Source organism: Croceibacterium selenioxidans, from assembly GCF_018599195.1.
GTDB lineage: Bacteria > Pseudomonadota > Alphaproteobacteria > Sphingomonadales > Sphingomonadaceae > Croceibacterium_A > Croceibacterium_A selenioxidans.
In genome coordinates, this window is sequence record NZ_JAHFVK010000002.1 from 217,661 (window position 1) to 241,187 (window position 23,527).

Here is a 23,527-nt window from a genome sequence, read left to right on the forward strand (position 1 = left end):
GCTTTGTGAGCATCCCTGCAAGGCTTCATGCTGCTCTAACGCGTCCCTTACATTCACCTCGCCCGCCTCCAAGCAGCCCCGCCCCTGCAAATGCAACAAACGGGAAAGCCTTGTCTCCAAATCACAGCGCGCGCTCATTTTCAGGAAGGATTGAGTTGGCATATGCGATTGTCTAGAGCCTGATTTCGACGCAGGGGGTGCGTCAAAATGGGGGACTTATGAGAGGTTTTGCAGCTGCGGCACTGCTCGCAGGCGCTGTCTGTTCGTCGATGCCGGCCATCGCCCGCGACAATGACAAGCCAACCACCGCCAGCGATGGCTCTGAGATTTTGGCCCCTGGGACCCCGACCCGACCTGTCGAACTTTCCCGATTGGTTGCTGACCTGAGACGCGGTGAGAACATCGGCCGTTATAAGCAAGGTGTGATCTGCATGGTTGGCGGGCCGCTCACTTGGAAGTCGGGCGGACAGCTTGAGCTAGATACCGCCGAGTTCGACGACGCGTTTCGCGACGAACTGGAGCGAATTGGCTACACCGTGGCCGGCGATCCCAACAACCTCTTTGCGAACGCCGGCGATAGCGGATCTGAATACCTCATCGGTGGCCGGATCAAGCACATCAATGCGGCGGTGTGCTTTCCAATGGGCGGTTTTGGTGACTTCGACACCTCGAAGGGCGAGGCGTCCATCACCGTAGAGTGGCAGATTTACTCCAAGCTTGATCGTAAAGTCATCGGCACTCATGAGACTACCGGCTACATCAAGAGCGGTAGCCAAAGCGGCGGGGCGTACTCCATCCTTCTGAACGCCTTCGCCGACAGCGTGCGACAGCTTGCTTCAAGCGACGGCTTCAAGAAAATCTTCGTGGGCAGCCCCACTGACATGTCAGTGGCTCGACAGGCTCCTTCGAATCTTGAGGCAATCTCCATGTCGGCACTTCCGGCAAAGCCTGTGCAGATAAGCGATGCCGTAAGTTCCACTGTGCTGATTTTTGCCGGTGACGGCCATGGAAGTGGCTTCTTGGTCAGTCCGGAAGGCCACATTTTAACAAACGCCCATGTTGTGGGCGCTGCCAAGTATCTGAAGATTCGCTGGTCCGACGGCACTGAAGGCCTTGGTGAAGTCCTGCGGGTAGATCAGGGCCGCGATGTCGCCGTGTTAAAGACCGAGGCAAATGGGCACGTTCCTCTGCCAATTAGAGGCACTGCGCCACTGGTTGGAGAAGACGTCTTTGCGATCGGCGCACCCCTCGACGAGGGCCTACAAAATACGGTCACTCGAGGAATTGTTTCGGCAAATCGGGTCGTGGAAGGATATTCGTTTATCCAGAGCGACGTCTCGGTGATCGGTGGGAATAGTGGGGGACCTCTCCTCGATCGTGACGGGAATGTCCTAGGCATGACGGCGGCCGGTCTCACCAAAGCTGGGATACCTTTGGGTGTGAATCTTTTCATTCCCATCGCTGATGCAAAGAGTTTCCTCGGCATTACAAACGCACCGAGCCACTGAAGTTGCCATGCGTCGTCTTCGTCGTGAAAATGATGCTAATCCGGTGATTTCCCTGGGGCAAAACCCTAGCGCATGCGGCGGTTAGGCCGCCTACTGCTAGACTAGCGCGTCCTCTTTGCCGACCGTTCCGCCCGAAAGCGGACGGTCGGCAATCGGCCACAAGCCGTCGCCAACTGAACAGCATTCTTTTGGCAGACATTGGCCGGGAACTGATAGGCAGCTTTCGGTCATCAAGACCGAAAAGCCGCCCATCGCTTCGATCTGCAAGAAGGCGAGCCCTGAAGTGCGCCTGGGACAAATTGGATGGTAATCGCGAGGGCCGACGCGGCCGTAACGACAAATAATGACGTCTATGCGTCCCGATATCTTTGTCCCGATATCGACACCTAGGTATCGAACGGTATTCCCGATCTTCGCATTTCACTGTCGAATTGCCTTCCGCTAGAAAGACGAAAATGGTGAGGTAAGCTAGAAGAGTACGACGGAGGGGTTCGCACTGACTTTCTGGAGAATCAAGAGGGGGCGGCTACTTGGCAATTAGCGACGACGTTCGACAGATCATTTTGATTCTCGAAGAGGAGGGTTTCGGCGCTCTCGCCGGGGAAATCCTCACCGAGATCAGCTTAGGCCGTGAGGTCGAAAAGGAAGACTTTTTAGAGGATCGGTCGGACAAGGCACGCGCAGTCGAGACAATTGTTCTGCGTGTACCGATCGAGGAGCCCGATCAGTTGCAAGTTGCCATGGACATCTTGCGATCACGGCTCGTGCTGCCCGTCCGAGCCTTTGTCGAGGCTGAAAGAATTGCGAGCGAACTCGTCGGGGATGGTCAAGTTCGCATAGGTTTCATCGATCCCGAACAACGCACCGCGACACCGCCAATCAGCACTCGGGACGTGGGCGATACCAGCATCGCCGATGAGTTTGATGCTCTTCTTACGCGGCTTCCCAATATGATCATCCCGCCCGAGATTAACGGAGTCTGATGTGGCACTGAGCATCGCGGCAGAAACCGAGTTAAGGAATACCCTCCGCGCGTTCCGGGCAGCGCATTCCGGCATGGTCGCTCCCACCGGCGAGGGTAAGGCGCTCGAAGCCTGGGTCTTAATGAAACTCGCCAACACCGTCAGCCTCCAAATGAACCGGTTCTGGCGCGTATCGTTGCGAAAGGGAGACGGGACCAACCTGCCTGCGGGATCCACGTTCAATTTTCCCAGCCAACGCTCGCGAATTCAGCCAAGCAGCGCGACAGCTCCTGGATACGTCCTCATCGAGCATAAAATCCATACCGACCGCCGCTTCGAATTGCGGGGTAGCGTCCAATGGAAAGGCCGAAGCGACGCCAAGCATGAGATCGACGTGTCAATGCTTCCCGCGTCGATTGGTGAAGCCATCCGGGACAATGGGGGCGGATATCCCCACGGACTTCCGCTTGTCGCGGTCGAGTGCAAGGACAAGACGGGTTATGGCCCCCTCGACGAGACGCGGCAGACGCTTGCTCGCATGTATGATCTCGTGCTGGTCACTCAGCCCATTCCTGGGTGGTCCTGCCGAATCTTCGAAACCAACACGCATACTCGGTGGGGTCGGAAAAGCTCGCGCTACATCGCGTTCTTCCAAAAGGGCACATTTGGAATCGTGCGCGCCGGCCAGTTCCAGTCTGGAGCTACGACGCTTGCAGGTCATTACTCGATTGGGCACTATCGAACAGTCTATACGATCCCTAACGAGATCAACCGTTTGCAAGACAACTTCCGCGATACCCTCTCGCGTGTGGCCAGTTTCTGACGGGTAGCGGATCGGATCGAATGCCACATCATGTGAACGAACCCACGCAAGAGATTCGTGATCTTTGTGCCTGTCCTGTCGACTGGAAGAACATCACCGGCTTCGGTGAAAAATGCCCCGATGCGCTCGAACTGCTCCACTACGAATGGGTGAGAGCGATCGCGAAAGTGTCGGTGTCGAGTGAGGAGCTCAAACTCGTCGAGACCGTCTTGTTCGACAACGACCTGTATGATGCGCCTGACGAGGCCACACGCCTAAATCTCGAAGCACGAAAGCCCGCCGCGGAGGCACTTTATATGAACGAAATAGGCCGCCTACGCCTCTTACAATTCGTGCGGCCGTCCGTTCATGGCAAGCACTTCTCAATTGCTGGCCCGAAGAAAACGTCCAAGAACGTCTCGTACTTCTATCACGACTGGGAGCCCGACACTCTCGCCAATCTGTTCTGGTTGTGGTTTTCAGACATGATGAGCGTCAACGAGGTTCCGCCACGGAATGGCCCCATAGACTTCCTGTTAAAGGTGGACGGGTTGTGGGACAACTTCTGCGCTGGGCGGAATTTCAGGATCGCCTTCGACACATGCTCGGTTATCGGCGAGCAAAATGGCAATCGGTACCAGCACCTGGTCATCGATCTCGACCTCGGAGCATGTGTCGCGCATGGATATCCTGTTTCCGCCGCCGAAGCTGAAGCAATCATGGGGCGAGCCCCAGTCAGGCCGATCAAATCGCAGGAATATTAGGCGGAGGATGGGGCCAACGCCTCGATGTCGTCCTCCGAGGCTGCCTCCTCAGGCACGTAGTGTAGACGGATGTGCTGCCCGGCAGCATCGAGGACCTCGTCGATGAAACGTAGCACGCGCTGAATGAACGCGTCGGACATATACCAGACCCATGGCTTGCGGTTGCTCTCGGCTTTTTCAAACCAGCCTTTCGGCCATCTAGCCACCTGGTTCGCGAATTTCTCGCGACGCTCGAGAGGCCATTCCAGCCCATTGTGAAGAATTTGGTTTCGATAGCCCAGCAGAGCCTGCAGCACGGGTTCGAGATCCTGAGGTAGATGTGGACGGAGGCCTGAAGCATCTGCGAGCTGCACGATGCCGCGGACGAGATCACCCTTGATCTCACCGTCTCCTAGATAATGGTGAGGGTCCCAGAACAACGCCTTCGTTCTTGCCGATCGAGGGCTGTCAGGAACAGGGCCGAGAGTGTCGACGCCCATTTTGCTGATACCGCGAAAGATGCCGGTGAACAGGTTCTCGACGAACGGCGCGAGCATGCCGACGGCGGCGGCACTGCGAGCCGCATCATGATAGACCGACGCGTGAAGGGCATCGGTCCACATGCCCACGACGTGCTCCGATCGCGCCTTTTCGGCTCGCTCTGCGAGCGCTTTGATCTCTGTTGCCTGTCCCGCCTCGGCCTCTCTGGAACTTGCGAGAAACGCGCGGATCGCGATCAGTTGAGCCTCGAGATCGTATTCCTCGAAGTAAAAGTGCGCCCAGTCCCGGTCGGTCAAATTAAACATACGCTCTCACATAAGAAGCCATCGCCAAGCCGCAACGTGGCGCTATCGGTTTAATCAACTCGCCATATCAGAGCCGGATGAACGAACGGCAGGTTCCGGGGGGCGCTCAACCAGGCTGAACGGGCGTATATCGGTCATCCCATCCCCAACCGCACCCATCGCGCCACCCAGATTGATAACGCCCTTTATGCTCGCAACCGATTGTCGCTTGAGCGCTCGGGTGATGCCGAAAGCTAAAGCTCCGTCTGGACCCGTTTCGGGGTCGTACTTCTGGCACCGCCGGGCGCAGTCGTCGGCCGTACCGGGAAATACTGCTTTTGCCGGTCAGGCGATCGATCCAATAGCCAGAATTCTATCTAATCAGAGGTCGCGGGAATGCCAGGACAGCCACCAGTACCTAAGAACAAATCCGAACAAGACAAGAAAAATAAAGCCTGGCCAGTAACGGGCTAAGCCAAATAGGATCTGACTAGCCGAACTTCCACCTCCAGTCACGGCTCCAAATGTAATTGCCGATAGGGCGATCACCAGAATCAGCGACAGCGAATGCTCTCTAAAGTCTCGAAGTATCTCTCTCTTCGTCAATTTGGGCATGAACCATTTCCCTGTGCCTGCAGAACGTCCAACCTAATCTGGATGTCGTTAGCTAGCCCCGCATAGTGATCTTCAACTTTTGAAAGCCCCTCAGCGGCCGAAAAGCCGACAGCCGCTGTCGCGACGCCAACCGCCCTCGCCTGAGGAATAAGAGCGAGTGGAATTGAACCAAGCCCCAGGATCTTATTTGCGACTTTGGCGTCAAACGCGTTGTCTTGATATGTGGCTTGGAAGAACTTTAACGCAGCAGGATCACTCCAAACACGCGGATCGGTGACCCGGGCGGGCAACCGCGATCGCGCTTCGCTGGCCCGATTCGCCAATTGTCGACAGAGTGGAGTATCTTCAGGCTCCTGCGTTCCCGCCGAGCCGGAACCACCGTCACCGCCGCCGCCGCCGCTGCCATCGCCGCTACCGCCGCCGCCACCGGCACCGGCACCATTGTCGCAGCCATACATGCGACAGTAGTCTGCCACTACTTGGCTTCCAGGGGTGTACTGGTTCGGTTGTCCGTTTCCGAACACAAAAATGGTATCGGGGCTAAACCACTCCAGGCCGGCTTTCTGACACCATTCGGGGGTGGCATTCTGCCAGAAGCCAAACTTTCCCTCATCCCAGCAGATCATCCCAGTCGGATCGACGCCATTCACCGGATCCCCGCCGACGTAGGCGTACATATTCATCCCGTCGCCGTATCCAATCGGATCGGTCTGCATGAACCGGCCGAGCGTGGGCGAGTACATCCGAGCCTTGTAGTAATACATGCCGAGTTCTGGAATCCACATCTGGCCGGTGTACTGGAACCGTCCGGCGTTGGTTGATCCCGGAATGCCATACTCGTCGTAAGTGTTGACGTTGACGATGTTACCGCCGCCATCGGCCACCGCGACGATCGAGCCGCGCTCATCGGGGAAGAAGTATCGACGCTTGGTGCTATCGATCGGATCGGTGCCCTCGAACCAAACCAGCGGATCGTCTCCAGCACTCAGTCCATGGGCGTAGCGCCGCAGCATCGTGCCGCTGGCGTTGTACTCGGCGATGAGGTCACTGCCATCATAGAGGAACCGGGTCGTGCCTGTAACGCTGCCAGTAACCTCGTAGAGCCGCCCGAGCGGGTCGTACTTGAGGGTGGCCGTCGTACCGCCCCCGCTGCGGCTCACTAGCCGGTTCTCGACATCGTAGACGTAGGTCTGCGTGCCATCTGAGGTGAGGTTGCCGTTGGCATCGTAGCCATAGCTCCAGCCCCAGACGGTGGTGTACTGATTGAGCCCGTTCGCGGCGTAGTCGCGGTTGACGTTAGCTCCGCCATTCCAGGCATAGAGATCGTTGGTGCGTTGGCTGCTCGCGATCTGGCTCGCCGGGTTGTAGGTGAACGTGCTCGTGCTGTCGTGCGTCGTGCCGGTCAGGTCATTGACCAGCGAGGACAGCCGCGACAGGGGATCGTAGCCAAAGGTGGACGCAAAGCCGGCCGTCGGCCCCCAGGTCCCGAGCATCCCGTTACGCCGATAAAGCACATTCACCCGCCCAGCCGCGTCGTAGGTCGGGTAGAACAGCCCCGCACCGTTTACGTCCGCAGCATACAAGGCCCCGGCGCCGGTTCGGACATACTTGAAAATGTAGCCATCAGGATGCGTCAAACGGATGAAGTTACCCGCCAGGTCATAGCCGTACGACAGCTCGCGCGAGGTCCCATCGACATTGCTGGTCGAGCCGGTCAGCTGGCCGAGCGCGTTATAGGCGTTGGTGATCCCTGGACCCGTGGCGTTGTCGAACCGGGCGTAAGCCAGGTTCCCCAGCAAGTCGTAGCCGAAGTAGACGTCGCGCGTGTGGTTAGCATCGAGACCCGAACGCTCGGGCACGACCTTGGTCACCAGACGGTTGAGGTTGTCGTAAGTCAGCGTCAGCGTCTCGTTGCGCCGGGTGCGGAAGCTGGTGACGTTGCCGGCCGCATCATAGCCGACCTGCTCGTAGTCGGTGGTCGAGCTCGCGTTGGCGCCTTTGGTCGGCGACGGGAAGCGGGTCTTCACCAGGCGGCCGTGGCCATCGTACTCGTAAGTAGTGAGGTTGGCCTGGGCGTCCTTGACCGTCGCCACCTGACCGTTGTTGGTGAAAGTCAGCGTCTGATCGTTGGCCGCTTCGGTCGTGCCATAGCCGCTGGTGACCATGCTCACGCGACCGAGCGCATCGTAAGTGTTGTAAGTTACCCGGTCGCCCGCCTGCGGCGGGGTACACGAACTGGCCACCGTGCCCCAGCTCGCCGGGGTCATCCGCACGATCGAGCAGCTCACCCGGCCGCCGGTGCCGTAGACCGTGTCGACCACCTGGTAGTCGCTCGTGCCGTTGCGCACTTTCTGCCGTACCGGCCGGCCGTGGGTGTCGAACTCGGTCAGCGTGTTGCCGGTCGGGCTGAACGCGGCCCAGTCGGCATCCGATTGGCCGTTCACCGTGCCGGTCTCAGTCAGGTAGACTTGGCCCCGCGCGTTGTAGGTGTAGCGTGTCGCCTGGAACTTGGCGGGCGCGGTATCATCGGGATCGGGTCCCACCTGGCCGATCACCTGGCCGGCTGCGTTGTAGCGCAAGCGGGTCAGATCCGCTGCACCCGTCAGCGGCCCGTCGTTCGTAAGAGGGCGGCCATAACTGTCGTAAGTGAGTGTCGTCGTCGCGGCGAGTGTGCCATCGCCGAGAGACGTCGTCGCGCTGACAGGATTGAGATTATTTGCGGTACCAGCAGTCTGCGCTCCGTAGTTGATGACTGTCTTGCGTTCATCGGTTCCGCCAAGACAAGGAAGCGCCGTATCGGGTGTGGCAACGCCGGTCGTCTGGCAGGCAGACGAACCGGTCAGCAGGGTCAGGGGCACACCCGAAGCCACGATACTGCCCGCGCTGTTCTTGTAGTATGCCTGGTAGGCTGAGTAGCTGTAGGTCGTCTTGGGCCGCAACGTGCCGCTGGGCGCGGGCAGTGTCACCGAGGTCACAAAACCTGTCGAACCGTCATAGCGATAGTCCGTGACTTTGCCGCGAGCGTCGGTGGTGCTCGTCGGCTTGTTGCAGGTCTTGGGATTGGTGCAGGTCGCAGGATAGGCGGCGCTCGTCACGATGCTCGTGACGCCCGTCCCCGCAAAGGTCTGCGAAGTCACATTGCCGCGGGCGTCATAAGCATAGGTCACCGAGTTACCGAGCGGCGCGCTCACCGTCTTCAGCAGCCCTGCGGGACAGTTCGTATCGGCCGTCTCGCAATAATCAAACTCGGTCTTATACCCGAGCTCATTCGTGTCTGAGCTTACCGCACCACCACTGTAGGTAACAATTCTTGTCTTCGAGAACGGATCAGTCGCAGTGGTCGTGCCGGTAGCGTAGCTGTAGCCAGTCGTCCCCGCGCCCGCGACCGAGGCACTCGTCACCTTGCCGCTGGTATACGTGTAGGTGACCGCGTTTGCCGACGCTCCGGGCGGCTTGATGCCCGTAAGCAAACCGGTAGCATAAGTATAGGTGGTCACACGATTCTCGGGCCCGGTGACGCTCCCCAGGTTATATCCAACCTGACCGGTATAAGTCGCGCGCGGCCAGCTCCCAGTAAGCGTGCAGGCGGCGGTCGGCGAGCAGTACTCAACCGCGTTATTGATCGCGGTTACCGCAGTCAGGGTCAACCAAGATCCGATTGTGTCAGTTGCGGCAGTGTCACCGAGGTATTCGAGCTTGATTTGATAGCCGGTCGAACTGGTAATCGAACGCAACCGCGACCAGTTCTGGACGATGCCCTGCTGTTGTTGCCACGCGTAGTAAAGCGCGCCGCAATTGGCGGCAGTGGTTGGATCCGGCGGATTGTTGCAGATCTCTGGCAGATTCAGGGGTGTCGAGGTCGTGTAGCTGACGTCATTGTAGTGATAGGTCCACACCACGCCATCGGGAAAGGTGACCGTCGAAGGACGTCCGAGCGACGAGTCCATCGGCCGGTAAGCATAGACACTCGGCCCGAATACGATCTGCGTACCGTCGGGGCCGGTGAACAGCGTGCGCGCCGCATTGAGGGTCGCGCCGTTCTGGAAGTACGGTTCATACCCGCCACCGGTCACCGGCTTGAACGCAATCGACTGGCCCTGAAACGACACGATCGGATTGGAGGTGCTACCGTTGAGCGTGGGCATGCCGGAAAAGCGCCAGCCGTTCTCGACGAACTGCCGCCCGAACCTGAGGCCGCGATGATCGTCGGGCCCGATAGCAACGTCAGTCGCGCCGACCAGGACTTTGCCTGAAAGAAGGTCTACCCCGGTACTATCGACGGTCGAGCGTACTGGCGGTGGAGGAACCGGGGTGTCCTGCGCCGTCGCCGGCACTGCTCCCAGCAAAAGTCCGCATAGAAGTGTCGCGCCGGCGACAAGCCGTCCGAGCGGTGAATTGCCCATTTTCGGTTTCCCCTGAGCCGAGTAGATGTCTTAGTGAGTGTCCGCGGCGGACGCGGTCGCGCGCTCGGAATCGTGCGCGAGGTGGTCGGCGATGCGAACTTCCGAGGCGGACTGCGCGATATTAACCGTACGCCGCTGAAATCCATCGGCCGTAGCCGCCTCGGCGGCTGTCACGGCGAGCGTTCCATCGCTCATGAAGCGGTCCAGAGCCACCGTTAGTCCGGCAAGCCCGTCCCACGGCACCCGTCCGACTGAGGCCGCGAGCGTGCCGCTGAAGTCTTCCACTAGCGGCTGCCCCGATTTGTCCGGTCTCACCAACAGCACGCGGGTCCGCCCTTGGTGCTCGATCTCGATTACAGTCGTCTCGAGATCGATGTTCGTCGAGGAGGTGAACCGGTCGGCAGCGCCGAGAACGACACCGTTTCCCCAGCACCAGGCGTGAACCGCTTCGCCGCTCTCTGCCGAGGCGGGTTGCGCCACGACGTTGCAGATGCGCGCATTTGAAAGAGGAAGCGCATCATAGCCTGAGCTCGATTGAGCAAGGGCAGTATGAGGCATGATGGAAACCGCAAGGCCAGCAAGGGCCGTGATGACGGAATGCTTGCCCGCAGGCGCGCACAATTTACCGGCGATAGTCAAGCCCGCCATATCCCCCCATTTCGCCAGCTGCATTTAAGGCCGGCAATCATCCGTCGGCAGATTACTCACTTACTGCCGCCTAATTTGCGGTCAGCATCGCGAATCATGCGAAACGTTTCATAGGCAAAGCAGCTTGTCTATACGTAACATTGCGTAATCCGGAGGTTATACTCCCAGTGTTCGTCGCGGCAGTGAGAAAATCACCCAACCAATAAGCGTTCCGGCGCGATTTGCGTCTATTTTATCGCGTTGAGATAAATAACGGACGGATAACTTCTGAAAAAAGCTCTTGCGCGGCGCCGCGAGTTGCGAGAGGCTTGGTGCCTTAGGGGAGGATACCATGACCATAAGAATCGCCGTCGCCATGACCGCCGCAACGGCTGCGCTGGTCGCCGCAAGCGCCGCTTCAGCGGCCGAAACCATCACTTACACCTATGACGCACGCGGGCGCGTTGTGAAGATTGTCCGCACGGGCACCGTGAACAACAACGAGCAGACGGTCTATACCCTCGACAAGGAAGGCAACCGCACCAACGTCACCACAACCGGGGCGTAAGGGCGAGCTTTGTCGTGACCAATCCTCAAGGTTCAGGCGTCCTCGTGGGCGCCGTTAACTGGCTTCAGGGCACCCTTCTCGGTACTGTCGCCACAACCGTGGCTGTCATCGCCGTAGCGGCTGTCGGCTTCATGATGCTGACCGGCCGGATCAACTGGCGCCATGGCGCGACGGTGATTGTGGGTTGCTTTATCCTGTTCGGTGCCGCCAGTATCGTTGCCGGGATTCGCAGCGCCGCTGTAGGGGGCTGAACAAGGCAAGAATGGGGGCTTCTGATGGCTGGCGAGCTTCGCCGTGACACGCTGTTCGTGGCGCTGACGCGCCCGCAGATGTTCGCCGGCGTCACCTACAGCTTCTTCGTGATCAACGCCGTGCTCGCGGTCGAACTGTTCCTCATCTTCAAGAGCTTGTGGGTGTTGCTCGCAGCCCTCCTCATCCACTTGGCCGGAATGGTCGCGAGCCTGCGCGAACCGCGCATCGTCGATCTCTGGCTTTCTCGCGTAAGGCATTGCCCGCGGGTCAAAAACTACGCGTTCTGGCGATGCAATTCTTACCGTCCCTAAACAGCAAGCCTGACCTTGCCCGGCGCGAGAAGCCCGCGGGTGCACACTTGCCCTATGCCCGGCATGTCGACGGTCACACACTCGAGCTGCGTGATGGCCTGCTGATGCAGACGATCCATCTCGGCGGCCTGTTGTTTGAGACCGCCGACAGTGACGAGCTCAACTACCGCGCCGAACTGCGCGACGCGATGCTGCGGGCGATCGGCTCGTCGCGCTTTGCCGTCCATCACCATGTCATCCGCCGGCGCGCCGAGGCTGCGCTCGAGAGCAATTATTCGGACGAGTTTTCGCGCAAACTCGACGCCCGCTGGCGCGAGCGCCTCGCGGGCAAGCAGATGTACGTCAACGAGCTGTTCCTGACGATTCTGCGGCGCCCGCTCCAGGGGCGCCTGGGGTGGGCCGATTGGCTGCAGGGACTGTTTGCCAGGGCGGGCGGGCGAGACGATGCGTCGCTCGCCGCCGAGAAGCGCTCACTCGACGCCGCGCGCGATGCGCTGATTGCGGCGCTCAGCCCTTACTCCCCGCGAACTCTCGGAATCTACGAGACAAAGGACGGCTTCCGCTCTGAAGCGCTCGAGTTTCTCTCATGCCTGTTCAACGGCGAGATGCGGCCGGTTGGCCTGCCACACGGCGACATTGGCATGCACCTGCCATGGCGGCGAATCAGCTTTGGGCAGGATACGGTCGAGCTCGGAGTCGCGGGAACGCAGCCGCGCAAGTACGTCGGGATCGTCTCGGTCAAGGACTACCCTGGTCAGACCATGCCCGGAATGTTCGACGAGCTTTACCGCCTGCCGTGCGAGATGCATGTGAGCCAGAGCTTCGCTTTCGTCGAGCGCTCCCAGGCGCTCGGCAAGATGAACCTCGCGCTGAGACGCATGCGTTCGGCCGAGGACGATGCGCTGAGCCTGAGGAACGAACTCGTCCAGGCTAAGGACGATGTCGCGGCCGGCCGCGCGGCCTTCGGCGAACACCACACGGCGATTGCGGTTCACTCGGAAGACCTCGAGCAGCTCAACACCAACGTGGCCGAGGTGATCGCACTGCTTGGCGATCTGGGTATCAACGCCGTGCGTGAGGACATCGCGCTCGAACCCGCGTTCTGGGCGCAATTTCCGGGCAACTTCAAGTACAACGCGCGCCAGGGGCTAGTCTCCACCCGCAACTTTGCGGGCCTCGCCAGCCTGCACAACTTCCCAGTCGGCAAGGCGCGCGGCAATCACTGGGGCGAGGCGGTGACTTTGTTCGAGACCACAGCGGCCGGACCCTACTTCTTTAACTTTCACCACCACGATCTCGGCAACTTCACTGTCATCGGCCCCTCGGGCTCGGGCAAGACCGTGGTGATGAACTTCCTGCTCGCGCAAGCACGCAAGTTCAGCCCACGGATCATCTTCTTCGACAAGGATCGCGGCGCCGAGCTGTTCATCCGCGCCATCGGTGGCCAGTACGATCGCTTGCGCCCGGGCGAAGCCGCGGGCCTCAATCCGCTGCAACTGCCCGATACGGCGGCCAACCGGCAGTTCCTGCGCGAATGGCTCGAACTGCTTGCGGGGGGTCTTGAAAGCGGCGAGCTGGAGCAGGTTCAGGACGCGATCGAGGCGAATTTCGTCCAGGCGACGGAACGCCGCCGGCTGCGGCATCTCGTCGAGCTGTTCCGAGGCTACGGACGCCCGCATGCGAGCGACCTCTATTCGCGCCTCAGGCCCTGGTGGGGAACGGGCGATCGCGCCTGGCTGTTCGACAACGAGCGCGACCAGACCGACCTTGCCGCCGAGACTGTCGGCTTTGACATGACCGCGATCCTCGACGACCCGCGCACGCGCACGCCCGCCCTGCTCTACTTCTTCCACCGCGTCGAAGAGCGCCTCGACGGCCGCCCGGCAATTATCGTTGTCGATGAAGGCTGGAAGGCGCTCGACGACGACGTGTTCGCGCGGCGGATCAAGGACTGGGAAAAGACCATCCGCAAACGCAACGGCGTGGTCGGCTTTGCCACGCAGAGCGCACAAGACGCGCTCGAAAGCAGGATCTCGAGCGCGATCATCGAGCAGGCCGCGACGCAGATCTTCATGATCAATCCCAAGGCTCGGGTCGAGGACTACATCAACGGGTTCGGTTTGACGCCCCACGAGTTCGAGCTGGTGAAGACGCTTCCCGACAACTCGCATTGCTTTCTCGTCAAGCATGGCAAGGAAAGCGTCGTCGCCAGGCTCAATCTCACCGGCGAGCAGGAGCTACTGACCGTACTCTCGGGCCGCGAGAGCACGGTACGCCTGTTCGATAGTCTGGTGAAGGACGGCGCGCCGCCCGACAACTGGCTCAGTCTCCTGCTCCAACAGGCGGCCTGAGCATGCCCTGCCCCACCGTCACGACTGGCGACAGGTTTCTTGTCGAGACGCTGAGCCACCTCGACTGCCAAGCGCAGACGTTGGGCAGTTTCGGGTTCCAGTCGCTGGCGCAGACAGGGTCGCCCGCGTCGGTAATGCTGAGCGCGCTGCTCACGCTATTCATCGCACTCTACGGCATCCGGTTGTTGTTCGGATCTGACGAGGGTCCTCGCGACCTGGTCAATGCGGTCCTCAAGGTCGGAATTGTGCTCACGCTCGCGGTCAGCTGGCCCGCCTGGCGTACGCTTGCCTACGACACGGTACTATTTGGTCCTGCAGAGGTGGCATCCTCGATCATGCCGTCGACCCTTCCCAGCCCGCGCGCCGGGTTCGCCGAACGGCTGCAGGCGCTCGATAGCGGAATTGCTTCTCTGACTTACACCGGCACCGGGCGTCAGACCGGTCAACTTCTTGAGAGCCAGGCAACAAGCGGTTTCCGCTCGATCGCTCTTACTGACGAAACGGCTCTTGGCTGGTCGCGTCCGCTATACCTCGCTTCAACCATAGGACCCATCGCGCTACTGCGGATTGCTAGCGGCTTGCTGCTGGCCCTCGCCCCGCTGATCGCCGGTCTTCTTCTGTTCGACTTCTCGCGCGGATTGTTTGTCGGGTGGGTGCGCGGGCTTGCGCTCGTCGCGCTGGGATCGCTCGGCTTCACCGTACTGCTATCGGTAGAGCTTGCCGTGATGGAGCCCTGGCTCGCCGACGTGCTCAGCCGCCGTAATCTCGGCTATGCGACGCCCACGGCACCGACCGAACTGCTCGCGCTCGTCCTGGCCTTCACGATCGCATCCGCAGGGCTGCTGTTTCTGCTGGGAAAGGTCGCTTTCCAGAACACCGGGTCGGTGCGCCTGCCAGCCTTCGCGCGCGACATGTCCCTCACCCAGGTCGGAACGCCAGCGCTCACAGCGGGAGGGTACACCGAGATCGCCGCGCACTCGCGGGCTTTGGCTGTAAGCGAAGCCATCGCCACGCAGATACGGCGCGAAGAGATCTCTGCTGGCGGAGGCGACCGTATGCGCCAGATCGGCATGGCCTCGGGCCCTGCATTGCTACCGGCCTCGGGACAGGCCGGGACGTCCACAATCGAACCCCTTGGCAGCAGCCACCGCAGAAACTTGCGACGCGATACATCGGCCCAGCGCCGACGGGATAATCACTGATGAACGATATGAGCAACGCGCGCCTCGATGCATATTTCCAGGAAGCTGAGAGTTGGTCGCACGATCGCCAGCGCGCGGCCAACCGCTCGCTACGCCTGGCCTGGATCGCCGCGGGTGTGGCGGGGACAATCGCGCTCGTCGAGGCATTCGCTCTCGTCGCACTCGTCCCGTTGAAGCGTGACGTCCCCTACACCCTGCTCGTTGATCGGCAGACGGGCTATGTCGAACCGCTCAAGCCGCTCGAGAACGACGGCCTCACAGCCGACGTCGCCCTCACCCGCTCGTTCCTGGTGCAGTATGTGATCGCGCGAGAGAGTTTCGACGCCGACAGTCTGCAGGAAAGCTATCGCCGCGTGGGCTTGTGGTCGACCGGTGAAGCGCGGACACGCTATCTGGCTCAGATGAACGCCGGCAACCCCGCGAGCCCTCTCGCCAGCCTGCCGCGCCGCGCAACCGTCGACGTACAGATCCGCAGCGTCTCTTCGCTGTCCGCGAATACCGCCATGGTGCGCTTCTCGACCATCCGCACCGATCCAGGCGGTCGCCCCCAGGTTGCACAGACCTGGCAGGCCATCCTCACCTACCAGTTTGCCGACGCCGATATGAGCGCCGAGGATAGGCTCACCAATCCGCTAGGTTTCCAGGTCACCCGCTATCGCCGCGATGCCGAGACCTTGCCTGAGGACGCTGCGCCAGACCTTGCGTCGGCGCCGCGGCTCCCTGCTGCGCAGCTTTCACGTGCTGCAGAAACGCCCGTACCATGAGAGCGGCGCTCAAAGTTCTGGGAGCTCTGGCCGCCACCTTGAGTTCGGGAGTCCTCGCGCAGATTGCGCCCATTCCCGGTGTCGACGACCCGCGGTTGCAAACCGTTGCCTACGATCCCTCGCGACCAGTCCGGTTAGTTGCTTTCCCCGGTGCCAACCTCACCGTCATGCTCATGCCGGGCGATCGTATTGGCCGGGTCGTGCTCTCCGATCAGGGCGCGTTCGAAGTGCGGATTACGGCCGCTCGCGACAGCCTTAATATCCTGCCTCTCAGGCCGGACGCCAGCGCCACGCTGCTCGTCGAGGGCGCTCAGCGGCGCTATGAATTCGATCTCGACACCGGCCAGGGTCTGGCCGCCGCCTATGTCGTGCGCTTTGTCGGGTCACCACAGTTGCCAACACCCGCGTACACGCCGGGCATGACGCGCCCGAGCTCTGACCCGTCGCAATGGACCGGCACCTACCGCCTCTCGGGCGAGCAAACCCTGCGTCCGGCGCGGATGGGCGACGATGGCGAACGAACCTACATCGAGTGGGCCGCCAATCAATCGCTCCCAGCGGTGTTCGGCATCGGAGCCTCGGGCCAGGAAGAGGTCGTCGATGGCTATATGCGCGAGGGCGTTTTCACCATCGATCGCGTCTACAGCGAACTCGTTTTCCGCATAGACAAGCTACGCGTGCGGGCCCGCCGGATTGGAAGCGGCCGATGAGTGAGACCGCATCAAGCGCCGCCGAGCCGACTGCAGATATCCGCCCGGTGGTCCGCACTGCCACGCCCGGCAATCTCGGTCTCTGGCTATTCGGCGGCGGGTTGCTGTTCGGCGGCCTCCTGCTGTTCAACGCGCTCAACTCGCGGCGCCAAGAGATGATCGCGGCCACGGCGCTCCCGGCCGCACAGGCTGGCGGCATGATCAGCGCCCCGCCCCCACTTGCTTTGCCGCAGACGTGGTACGAGCCGCAGTTCGAGCAAGGCGATAGCCCATTGCGCATGATGCGGGGACCTGTGACCGATCCGCTCGCGTCATCGCGCCCTCAGATCGTCAACCGGATCGTGCAGCAACCCGCTCCGTTGATGCCGTCCCCACAGGTCTTCCCCGAACCCTTGCCTCAGTTCGCCCAGCGCCCCGCCATGCCGGCGGTGATCGAACATTCTTCTCAAGCGGAAGCCTCGGTTGCCGCGAATGAGGACAGCAAGGATAGGGTGACCGCCGGCCGCCTGCGCAATCCCTCTCTCACTGTACCGCAAGGGACCGTAATCGCTGCCGTGCTCGAAACCGCGCTCGACTCGACGCGAGCTGGTGCGGTTCGGGCAATCGTCTCGCGCGACGTGAAGAGCTTTGACGGAAGCCGGGTGCTAATCCCGCGCGGCAGCCGGATCTATGGTGAGTACACTTCCGACTTGTCCGCCGGCCAACGCCGCGCGCTGGTCCAGTGGCATCGCCTGACCAGACCTGACGCGGTGGTGATCGATCTCGATTCCCCGGCCGCTGATCCACTCGGTCGCACTGGCGTTCGCGGCAAAGTCAGCAGCAATTTCCTCGCCCGATACGGCGGCGCCATTCTGCAGTCGGTGCTCGACATCGGTGTGGGCGTTGCAACCCGCGCGGTGACCGATGATCAGGCGGTAATCGTCGCCCTCCCGGGAAGCACACAGCAGGTGACTGCTCAAGCAGCGCAGCAGTCCGAGGTTCAGCGTACCCTGAAGGTCGAGCAGGGATCGAGCGTCTCGGTCTTCGTCGCCCGCGATCTGGATTTCTCGACCGTTGACCGCTGACAACCTCGCTCCGGCCGCCGGGTATTATCTCGGTAACCTGCTTGCGCCGCTGGGTGCCTGGCTGGAACGGCGCGACGTTACGGACATCTACGTCAATCGCGAGCAGGAGGTCTGGGTCGAAGCGCTCGGCGGCTCGATCGAGTGCCACCCCTGCCCCGCTTTGACCGAACCCGTCCTGGCTCGTCTCGCGCGCCAGATTGCGGCAGCTAGTGCACAAGGCATCAATCGGGAGCACCCCCTTCTCGCCGCCAACCTTCCGGACGGCTCGCGTGTGCAGATCGCTGCCCCTCCGGCCACCCGCGGCGGCCACGTCATGGCCATCCGCCGGCATGTCGCGGCCAACCCCTCGCTGGGTGATTACGAAGAAGCGGGCGCGTTCGACGGAGCTAGCACCGAGGTGGTCACATTCGATCGCGAGGCACTGCTCGTCCCCGTCGCTCCCGCCGACATTCGGAGCGTTCTGCAGAATGCTGTTCAGAGGCGGCGCAACATCCTGGTTTCCGGTGGGACTTCGACCGGCAAGACGACTTTCCTCAACGCCCTCCTGCGTGAAATCCCGAGCGACCAGCGGCTCGTTCTGATCGAGGACACGCCCGAACTCGAGGTCACACATCGGAACTCGATCGGCCTCCTCGCCGCTCGCAGCGCGCTCGGCGAGGCGGAAGTCAGCGCCGAGGACCTGTTAATCGCCTCGCTGCGCATGCGCCCCGATCGCATCATCCTCGGCGAGCTGCGCGGGGCAGAAGCGTTCACTTTCCTGCGCGCGATCAACACCGGGCACCCCGGCTCCATGACCACCATCCACGCCGACAGCCCTTCGCGCGCGGTCGAGCAACTGGCCCTGCTGGTCCTTCAGGCTGGCTCGCGTCTGACCCGAGAAGACGTGCGCCACTATGTACGCCAGAGCATTGACGTTTTCGTGCAGCTCGAACGGCGGTCAGGGTTGCGCAAGGTCACCCAGGTGTTGGTGAAGGCCGATCGGCCATGACCATCGCGCCCTCGCTGTTCGATGCCCCACCAAGCTCGACACTTGTCTCAGCCTCGGATTGGGTGAGCGGGACACTTTTCGGCAGCCTGGCGATCGGTCTTTGTGTGATCGCAGTGGCGTTCGTCGGACTGCTGCTGATGGCGGGACGCCTGCCGGTTCGTAACGCGGTTAGCGTAACTATCGGGTGCTTTGTTCTGCTGGGCGCTCCAGCGATGGCTGGAGCCCTGCGCGGGCTGGCGGAAGTGACAGCACCAACCCCCGCAATCATCGAACCTCACGCTGAGCCTACGCCCCCACCACCCGCTTTGCCGCCCGCCAACTATGATCCCTACGCGGGAGCCTCACTGCGGGTGGAGTGATATATCGAGGGACGACCGGCCGCCACGTTTGAGGCAACTCTGTCGCCTAATTCGACATGAAAAAGCGGGCGTCGATGACACTAGCCCCATCAAGGTGACGCCCGAGCCCTGCCAGAGGGCGTCGGGACCGAGGTCTCGCCAGGCTACGATGCAACCAACATGATATAGGCAGGTGCGACAGACGAACCGTAGGTCGGAAGAGCCGAGCACACCAAATCCGCAGCATAATAAGCCGTGACCGGCTTATTGAAGGTCACCGCGGCATCTACCTTCGCCAGCCAACCTGCGCAAATGTCCGGAGTAATGCCCTGCCAGGTGCTTTTAAGGTTACAGATCGTCGTATAATCATTACGCCAACTCGCGCGGACAGAAACTTGTCCGTCATTATATAGGATAGAATTGCTAATTGTTCCAGAGCAACTGGTGGCCGCAAATGCCGACGAACTTGCAGATAACGAAATAAAGAAGCAGAGCAGTTTAATGAATTTTTTCACGAAATTCCCCCCTAAACATTGATCTAAAAATGTGTGCACTGGAAAACCCGCGGCCAGGGGCGTCATGGCGCGTTCGCGTTCCTGGCAGACTCAGTTCTTCACAAGCGAAACGAAGAACCGTCCGTTAAATCGGTATTGAACGGAATAGGTCGGCGAACCGGGCGTCTCTTCACCACCGGGCGGATTACCGCCTGGCGTGGTCGTGTTCGTCGAGGTATAGTTCGTGCGATTTCCAGCAGCGTCGTAGGTGATGTCTACCGCCCAATCGTCACTGCTCGAACTGTCGCGAACCACCTTCACCAGGCGTCCACGTGCGTCGTAAGTGTATGTGGTGGTCTCGCCGGCCATGGCAGATGAGGCCCACAATCCTGCCGCCAATGCCACACCTAAACCTATCCGTAGGAACATTATTCCTCCTCCAGCAATCCAACCCGCGCTAAAATTGGGGCGCGGACAAATAATCATGGCACCCCGGCGCCATCGTTCGGGTGAGGTCCCTACTATTTTTCAGTCAATCGACTTCCGCAATCCTCGGCATCAAGTGAAATCGCGTACGATGCGCGAAACAAGCTTCGTGCGCGGTCAGCATTCGATACGGGGCGGCCCCTCAAGTCTCAGGAGAACTAAATATTGTTACAATAAGAGATATGACCAGAGCGCATAGCGCAAACGCTACTGCACCCCTCAAAGCATAAGCTAAACTGATCTCTCCAATCGCGAGCAAGCCGCTAATTGTGCCAAGGGCGCCGCCAAACAAGAAGCCAAAAGCAATCTGAGAAAGACATTTGCGGATCCATGCCCAGCTGTTCCAGTTGGCTACCATCAGTCCCTTTTCCCATCACATAGTCCAAGACAACCGCGGATCAGCTCAGAAAAGCCTGAAGCTGGGCGTCTTGCGATTACTAGAATCTCATCGCCACTTGGCACAATCCTGTTTGCAGCACCCTCACCAGTGACCCGACCCGTCACACGAATCGCTCCCTCGCGAAAATTCTCTGTAGATCGCAAGGCAACCTTACCGTTTCTGCTCAAGATTCCAGAGATTTCGCGGCGGGCCGTCATTGCCCCAAATCGTTGGTTGCCCACGAGGCCGCGAGTGACGCGATCCCCAAATTTGCCGCCGATGTATCCGCTGGCTGCGCCTGCCAGAGTATTCTGGACGTTTGGTGCCTTACCGTTAAACGCGTCGGTCGCAATTGACTGAGCCGCACCACCTAGTGCCGGATTACCCGTTAGCCCAGTCACTGCGCCACCTATTGCGCCGGATGCAACCTCTCTGCCGACGTCGCCCCAGTTCACATCCTTTCCACTCGAGACTTGGTCATAGACCTCGAAACCTCCTGAAACGATTCCTCCGACAACAGCGCCCACTCCTGCCGCAACTAGTTCATTCCCGCTAGGGTCCAGCTTATTAACGGGATCATTCCCCACGTAAACGTAGAGGTTGAATTGATCCTCATACCCAATCGGATCGGTCTGCATGAACCGCCCGAGGGTGGGCGAGTACATCCGGGCCTTGTAGTAATACAGACCCAGTTCCGGAATCCACGCCTGTCCGGTGTACTGGAACCGGCCGGCGTTGGTTGAGCCCGGAATGCCGTACTCGTCGTAGGTATTGCGGTTGATCACGCCGCCAATCGAATTGCTCACCGCCACGATCGAGCCGCGCTCGTCGGCGTAGAGATCGCGCCGCGCCCCATGTGCGACGCTGGCGCTCTCGAACCACACCAGGGGATCGTCGCCTGCGCCAGAGCCGTGGACATAGCGCCGCAGCATCGTGCCACTAGCGTCGTACTCGGCGATGAGGTCGCTGCCACCGTATAGGAACCTCGTGGTTCCGGTCGCGCTGCCGGTGACTTCGTAAAGCCGCCCGAGCGGGTCGTATGAGCGTCGCGGTAGTGCTCCCGCCACTGCGGCTTACGAGCCGGTTCTCGACATCGTAGGCAAAGGTCTGGTTGCCATCGGAGGTGAGGTTGCCGTTGGCATCATAGGCGTAAGCCCAGCCCCATACCGTCGTATACTGATTGAGGCCGTTTGCCGCATAGTCACGATTGACGTTGGCTCCGCCGGTCCAGGCATAAAGATCGTTGTCGCGCGTTTGCGCTGCGATTTGGCTTGCCGGGTTGTAGGTGAAGCTGGTTGTCACATCGTTGCTGATCCCGGCGAAGTCGTGCGCCACGGAACCGAGCCGCGAGACCGCGTCATAAGCGAACGTGGTGGGGAAGTTCCATGTCGTGTTCGTGGTGTCGAGCCGGAAAATCTGTTTCGGCCGGCGAGCATTGTCGAGCGACTGACGGAAGAGGTAGTGCCCGTCATAGCTCACGTATGAAAGCTCACCCGTGGCATAGCGATTGTATTCGAAATACTTGCCGTCGGGATATGTGAGGCCGATGACGTTGCCGACCGCATCGAACCCTGCGCTCACCGTTCGCGTGGTCCCGCCCATCGTGCTCGTCTCGCTCAGCTGGTTGCCGAACCCGTCATAGCTGTAGCTGACGCCTTCACCGCTCGCGCTGTCGAACCGGGCGTAGGTCGGCAAGCTGCGCAAGTCATACCCGTAGAAGACATCACGCGTATTCGTCGCAGCCAGCCCCGAACGTTCGGGAACAGTCTTCTTCGTCATCCGGTTGAGTGCGTCAAACAGATAGCTCAGCGTGGACCCGTCGCGCTTGCGCAACGAGGTGCGATTGCCGTTCGAATCATACCCGTATTGTTCGTAATCGGCCGCGTTAATCGCGCCGGCCGTTGCAAGCGCTGTCGCTTGCGTCGCCGGGTTAAACGCAGTCGGTTTGGTTGGGGAAGGAAAGATCCACTTCACCTGCCTGCCAAAGCCATCGTATTCGAGCTTCGCCCGATTGCCATTGGCATCGATCACGTATTCCTGCTTGCCGTTAGGCGTATAGGAATAAGTGACATCGGCCGCTTCGATCGTGGTCCCAACGCCCTCGCGCACCTGCAGCAGTTGGCCCGCCGCGTCATAAACGTTGCGGGTGATCCGGTCGGGACCTTGACTGCCTTCCGTACCCAGCGTGCACGCACTCGCCGGCAGCGAGCCATAGATCGCAGGATTCATACGAACCGCGGTGCACGTGAGGTGGCCGGCAAGATCGTAGCTGTATTGGGTGAGTGAAGCGGCAGCCAGATCGGAACCTCTGGTGAGTTCCTTGGTCTTGCGCCCTAGTCCATCATAGGTGGTCTCGACGGTCAAAAAGATCGAAAACGCAGATCCCCAGGCGGATGGGGCATCAGCTTCTGACTTCCAACTCGAAAGTTCGCCGGTCTTGGGTCGGAGGAACGTAGGGTATCATGGGTCTGTTTCCTCTGCCGGCACGGGGAACCACCCGGTCCGGCGCCTTTCATTTTGAGGGTATGTTTCGGATCAGCTGCGCGCGGGGATGGAGCGATGCTCAACCTCTTGGTTGGGCGCGGCAGAACTGGCCATTCAGATAGACCAGGCCTTCCGTTTTTTCCGAGCAGCTAGCGGTAAGTACCAGTCCGCGGATGATTACATGGGTGCCGAAAGTCTGAGCATCATCGATCTCGCAAACGAGTGTGGCAATGGCATCCTGATAAACAGGAACACCGGCACCGTTTACCTTCCAGCTCGCTGAAGCGAACCGGCTTCCCTTGTCCGAAGCAGCAAAGGCCGAGCACATCTCCTCATCGCCAACGCCGATCAGGTTGATGCTGAATCGCCCCCGCTCGATCAGCGAGGGCAGCGCGGACGCGGACCGATTGATGGCAAGCAGCATCGAAGGAGGGTCGAAGCTGAGAGACATCACGGACGTCATCATGAGACCACAGGGTCGGCCATCGTCGTCGATCGTCGCGACGATCGTCACACCCCCGCCCAGTCTGCGAAGCGCTTGGCGAAGCTCTGCGACTTTGGCGGGTTCGGATCTTCCCGAGGATTTTGCCGCGACATCCCCGACCGGTTCATTCGACATAGATCTGAAACGGCCTTCCATGCACTCGAGACGCGCAATTTCCTGTCTTGCCAGAGGCCAAGAATTAGGAGC

General features: G+C 60.5%; 22 protein-coding genes. 14 read left to right on the plus strand and 8 right to left on the minus strand.

What is annotated here, in order from left to right; all coding sequences use genetic code 11:
* Nucleotides 1-218: 218 nt before the first annotated feature.
* The 4 genes from KK137_RS09890 to KK137_RS09905 all read left to right on the plus strand — a co-directional run bounded on the left by KK137_RS09890 (nt 219) and on the right by KK137_RS09905 (nt 4,036).
* Entirely contained in the window at nt 219-1,508 is a 1,290-nt protein-coding gene (locus KK137_RS09890; protein WP_214536276.1) for a S1C family serine protease, read from the plus strand.
* 530 nt (nt 1,509-2,038) lie between these two features.
* Nucleotides 2,039-2,491, plus strand: coding sequence for a hypothetical protein (locus KK137_RS09895; protein WP_214536277.1), 453 nt, complete (start codon nt 2,039-2,041; stop codon nt 2,489-2,491).
* A 1-nt stretch (nt 2,492) separates the two neighbouring features.
* A complete protein-coding gene (locus KK137_RS09900) occupies nt 2,493-3,293 on the plus strand; it encodes a hypothetical protein (RefSeq protein ID WP_214536278.1) in 801 nt (266 codons plus the stop codon).
* A 32-nt stretch (nt 3,294-3,325) separates the two neighbouring features.
* On the plus strand, nt 3,326-4,036 hold the full coding sequence (locus KK137_RS09905; protein ID WP_214536279.1) for a hypothetical protein: 711 nt from the start codon (nt 3,326-3,328) through the stop codon (nt 4,034-4,036).
* Here the strand turns inward: KK137_RS09905 and KK137_RS09910 are convergent.
* From KK137_RS09910 to KK137_RS09920, 3 genes are all read right to left on the minus strand, one after another.
* The gene (locus tag KK137_RS09910; RefSeq protein WP_214536280.1) at nt 4,033-4,821 is read right to left on the minus strand and encodes a hypothetical protein; all 789 of its coding nucleotides are present in this window, start codon (nt 4,819-4,821) and stop codon (nt 4,033-4,035) included. The two genes, KK137_RS09905 and KK137_RS09910, sit on opposite strands and share 4 nt — an antisense overlap.
* Before the next feature lie 581 nt (nt 4,822-5,402).
* The gene (locus KK137_RS09915; protein ID WP_214536281.1) at nt 5,403-9,818 is read right to left on the minus strand and encodes an RHS repeat domain-containing protein; all 4,416 of its coding nucleotides are present in this window, start codon (nt 9,816-9,818) and stop codon (nt 5,403-5,405) included.
* Nucleotides 9,819-9,848: 30 nt separating this feature from the next.
* The gene (locus tag KK137_RS09920) at nt 9,849-10,466 is read right to left on the minus strand and encodes a hypothetical protein (RefSeq protein ID WP_214536282.1); all 618 of its coding nucleotides are present in this window, start codon (nt 10,464-10,466) and stop codon (nt 9,849-9,851) included.
* A gap of 331 nt (nt 10,467-10,797) precedes the next feature.
* Here KK137_RS09920 and KK137_RS09925 point away from each other — a divergent pair, with 331 nt between their 5' ends.
* The 10 genes from KK137_RS09925 to KK137_RS09970 are packed head-to-tail and all read left to right on the plus strand — an operon-like array spanning nt 10,798 to nt 19,014.
* Complete coding sequence (locus tag KK137_RS09925; protein ID WP_250893813.1) at nt 10,798-11,013, plus strand: hypothetical protein; 216 nt, start codon at nt 10,798-10,800, stop codon at nt 11,011-11,013.
* Nucleotides 11,014-11,027: 14 nt separating this feature from the next.
* The gene (locus tag KK137_RS09930) at nt 11,028-11,264 is read left to right on the plus strand and encodes a TrbC/VirB2 family protein (protein ID WP_214536283.1); all 237 of its coding nucleotides are present in this window, start codon (nt 11,028-11,030) and stop codon (nt 11,262-11,264) included.
* Between the two features lie 24 nt (nt 11,265-11,288).
* Nucleotides 11,289-11,576: a VirB3 family type IV secretion system protein gene (locus tag KK137_RS09935; RefSeq protein ID WP_214536284.1), complete on the plus strand. Its 288-nt coding sequence runs from the start codon at nt 11,289-11,291 to the stop codon at nt 11,574-11,576.
* Entirely contained in the window at nt 11,555-13,927 is a 2,373-nt protein-coding gene (locus tag KK137_RS09940; RefSeq protein WP_214536285.1) for a VirB4 family type IV secretion/conjugal transfer ATPase, read from the plus strand. The genes KK137_RS09935 and KK137_RS09940 overlap by 22 nt, the downstream gene beginning before the upstream one ends.
* A 2-nt stretch (nt 13,928-13,929) precedes the next feature.
* Nucleotides 13,930-15,129, plus strand: coding sequence for a type IV secretion system protein (locus tag KK137_RS09945; protein WP_214536286.1), 1,200 nt, complete (start codon nt 13,930-13,932; stop codon nt 15,127-15,129).
* Nucleotides 15,129-15,893 (plus strand): VirB8 family type IV secretion system protein, encoded by a 765-nt coding sequence (locus KK137_RS09950; protein WP_214536287.1) that lies wholly within the window; start codon nt 15,129-15,131, stop codon nt 15,891-15,893. Before KK137_RS09945 ends, KK137_RS09950 begins: the two co-directional genes overlap by 1 nt.
* Nucleotides 15,890-16,603: a TrbG/VirB9 family P-type conjugative transfer protein gene (locus tag KK137_RS09955; protein WP_214536288.1), complete on the plus strand. Its 714-nt coding sequence runs from the start codon at nt 15,890-15,892 to the stop codon at nt 16,601-16,603. The genes KK137_RS09950 and KK137_RS09955 overlap by 4 nt, the downstream gene beginning before the upstream one ends.
* Nucleotides 16,600-17,667 carry a TrbI/VirB10 family protein gene (locus KK137_RS09960; RefSeq protein WP_214536289.1) on the plus strand — a complete coding sequence of 356 codons (1,068 nt, stop codon included), beginning with the start codon at nt 16,600-16,602 and terminating at the stop codon, nt 17,665-17,667. Before KK137_RS09955 ends, KK137_RS09960 begins: the two co-directional genes overlap by 4 nt.
* The gene (gene virB11 / locus KK137_RS09965) at nt 17,657-18,655 is read left to right on the plus strand and encodes a P-type DNA transfer ATPase VirB11 (RefSeq protein ID WP_214536290.1); all 999 of its coding nucleotides are present in this window, start codon (nt 17,657-17,659) and stop codon (nt 18,653-18,655) included. Before KK137_RS09960 ends, virB11 begins: the two co-directional genes overlap by 11 nt.
* The gene (locus tag KK137_RS09970; RefSeq protein WP_214536291.1) at nt 18,652-19,014 is read left to right on the plus strand and encodes a TrbC/VirB2 family protein; all 363 of its coding nucleotides are present in this window, start codon (nt 18,652-18,654) and stop codon (nt 19,012-19,014) included. The genes virB11 and KK137_RS09970 overlap by 4 nt, the downstream gene beginning before the upstream one ends.
* Nucleotides 19,015-19,157: 143 nt before the next feature.
* On the opposite strand, the gene KK137_RS09975 is transcribed toward KK137_RS09970, so the two are convergent.
* From KK137_RS09975 to KK137_RS09995, 5 genes are all read right to left on the minus strand, one after another.
* The gene (locus tag KK137_RS09975) at nt 19,158-19,574 is read right to left on the minus strand and encodes a hypothetical protein (RefSeq protein WP_214536292.1); all 417 of its coding nucleotides are present in this window, start codon (nt 19,572-19,574) and stop codon (nt 19,158-19,160) included.
* Between the two features lie 24 nt (nt 19,575-19,598).
* Nucleotides 19,599-19,856: a hypothetical protein gene (locus tag KK137_RS09980; RefSeq protein WP_214536293.1), complete on the minus strand. Its 258-nt coding sequence runs from the start codon at nt 19,854-19,856 to the stop codon at nt 19,599-19,601.
* Nucleotides 19,857-20,330: 474 nt separating this feature from the next.
* Entirely contained in the window at nt 20,331-21,284 is a 954-nt protein-coding gene (locus tag KK137_RS09985; protein ID WP_214536294.1) for an RHS repeat-associated core domain-containing protein, read from the minus strand.
* Nucleotides 21,285-21,291: 7 nt separating this feature from the next.
* Nucleotides 21,292-22,716, minus strand: coding sequence for a hypothetical protein (locus KK137_RS09990; protein ID WP_214536295.1), 1,425 nt, complete (start codon nt 22,714-22,716; stop codon nt 21,292-21,294).
* Between the two features lie 199 nt (nt 22,717-22,915).
* Nucleotides 22,916-23,476, minus strand: coding sequence for a flavin reductase family protein (locus tag KK137_RS09995; RefSeq protein WP_214536296.1), 561 nt, complete (start codon nt 23,474-23,476; stop codon nt 22,916-22,918).
* Nucleotides 23,477-23,527: the final 51 nt, after the last annotated feature.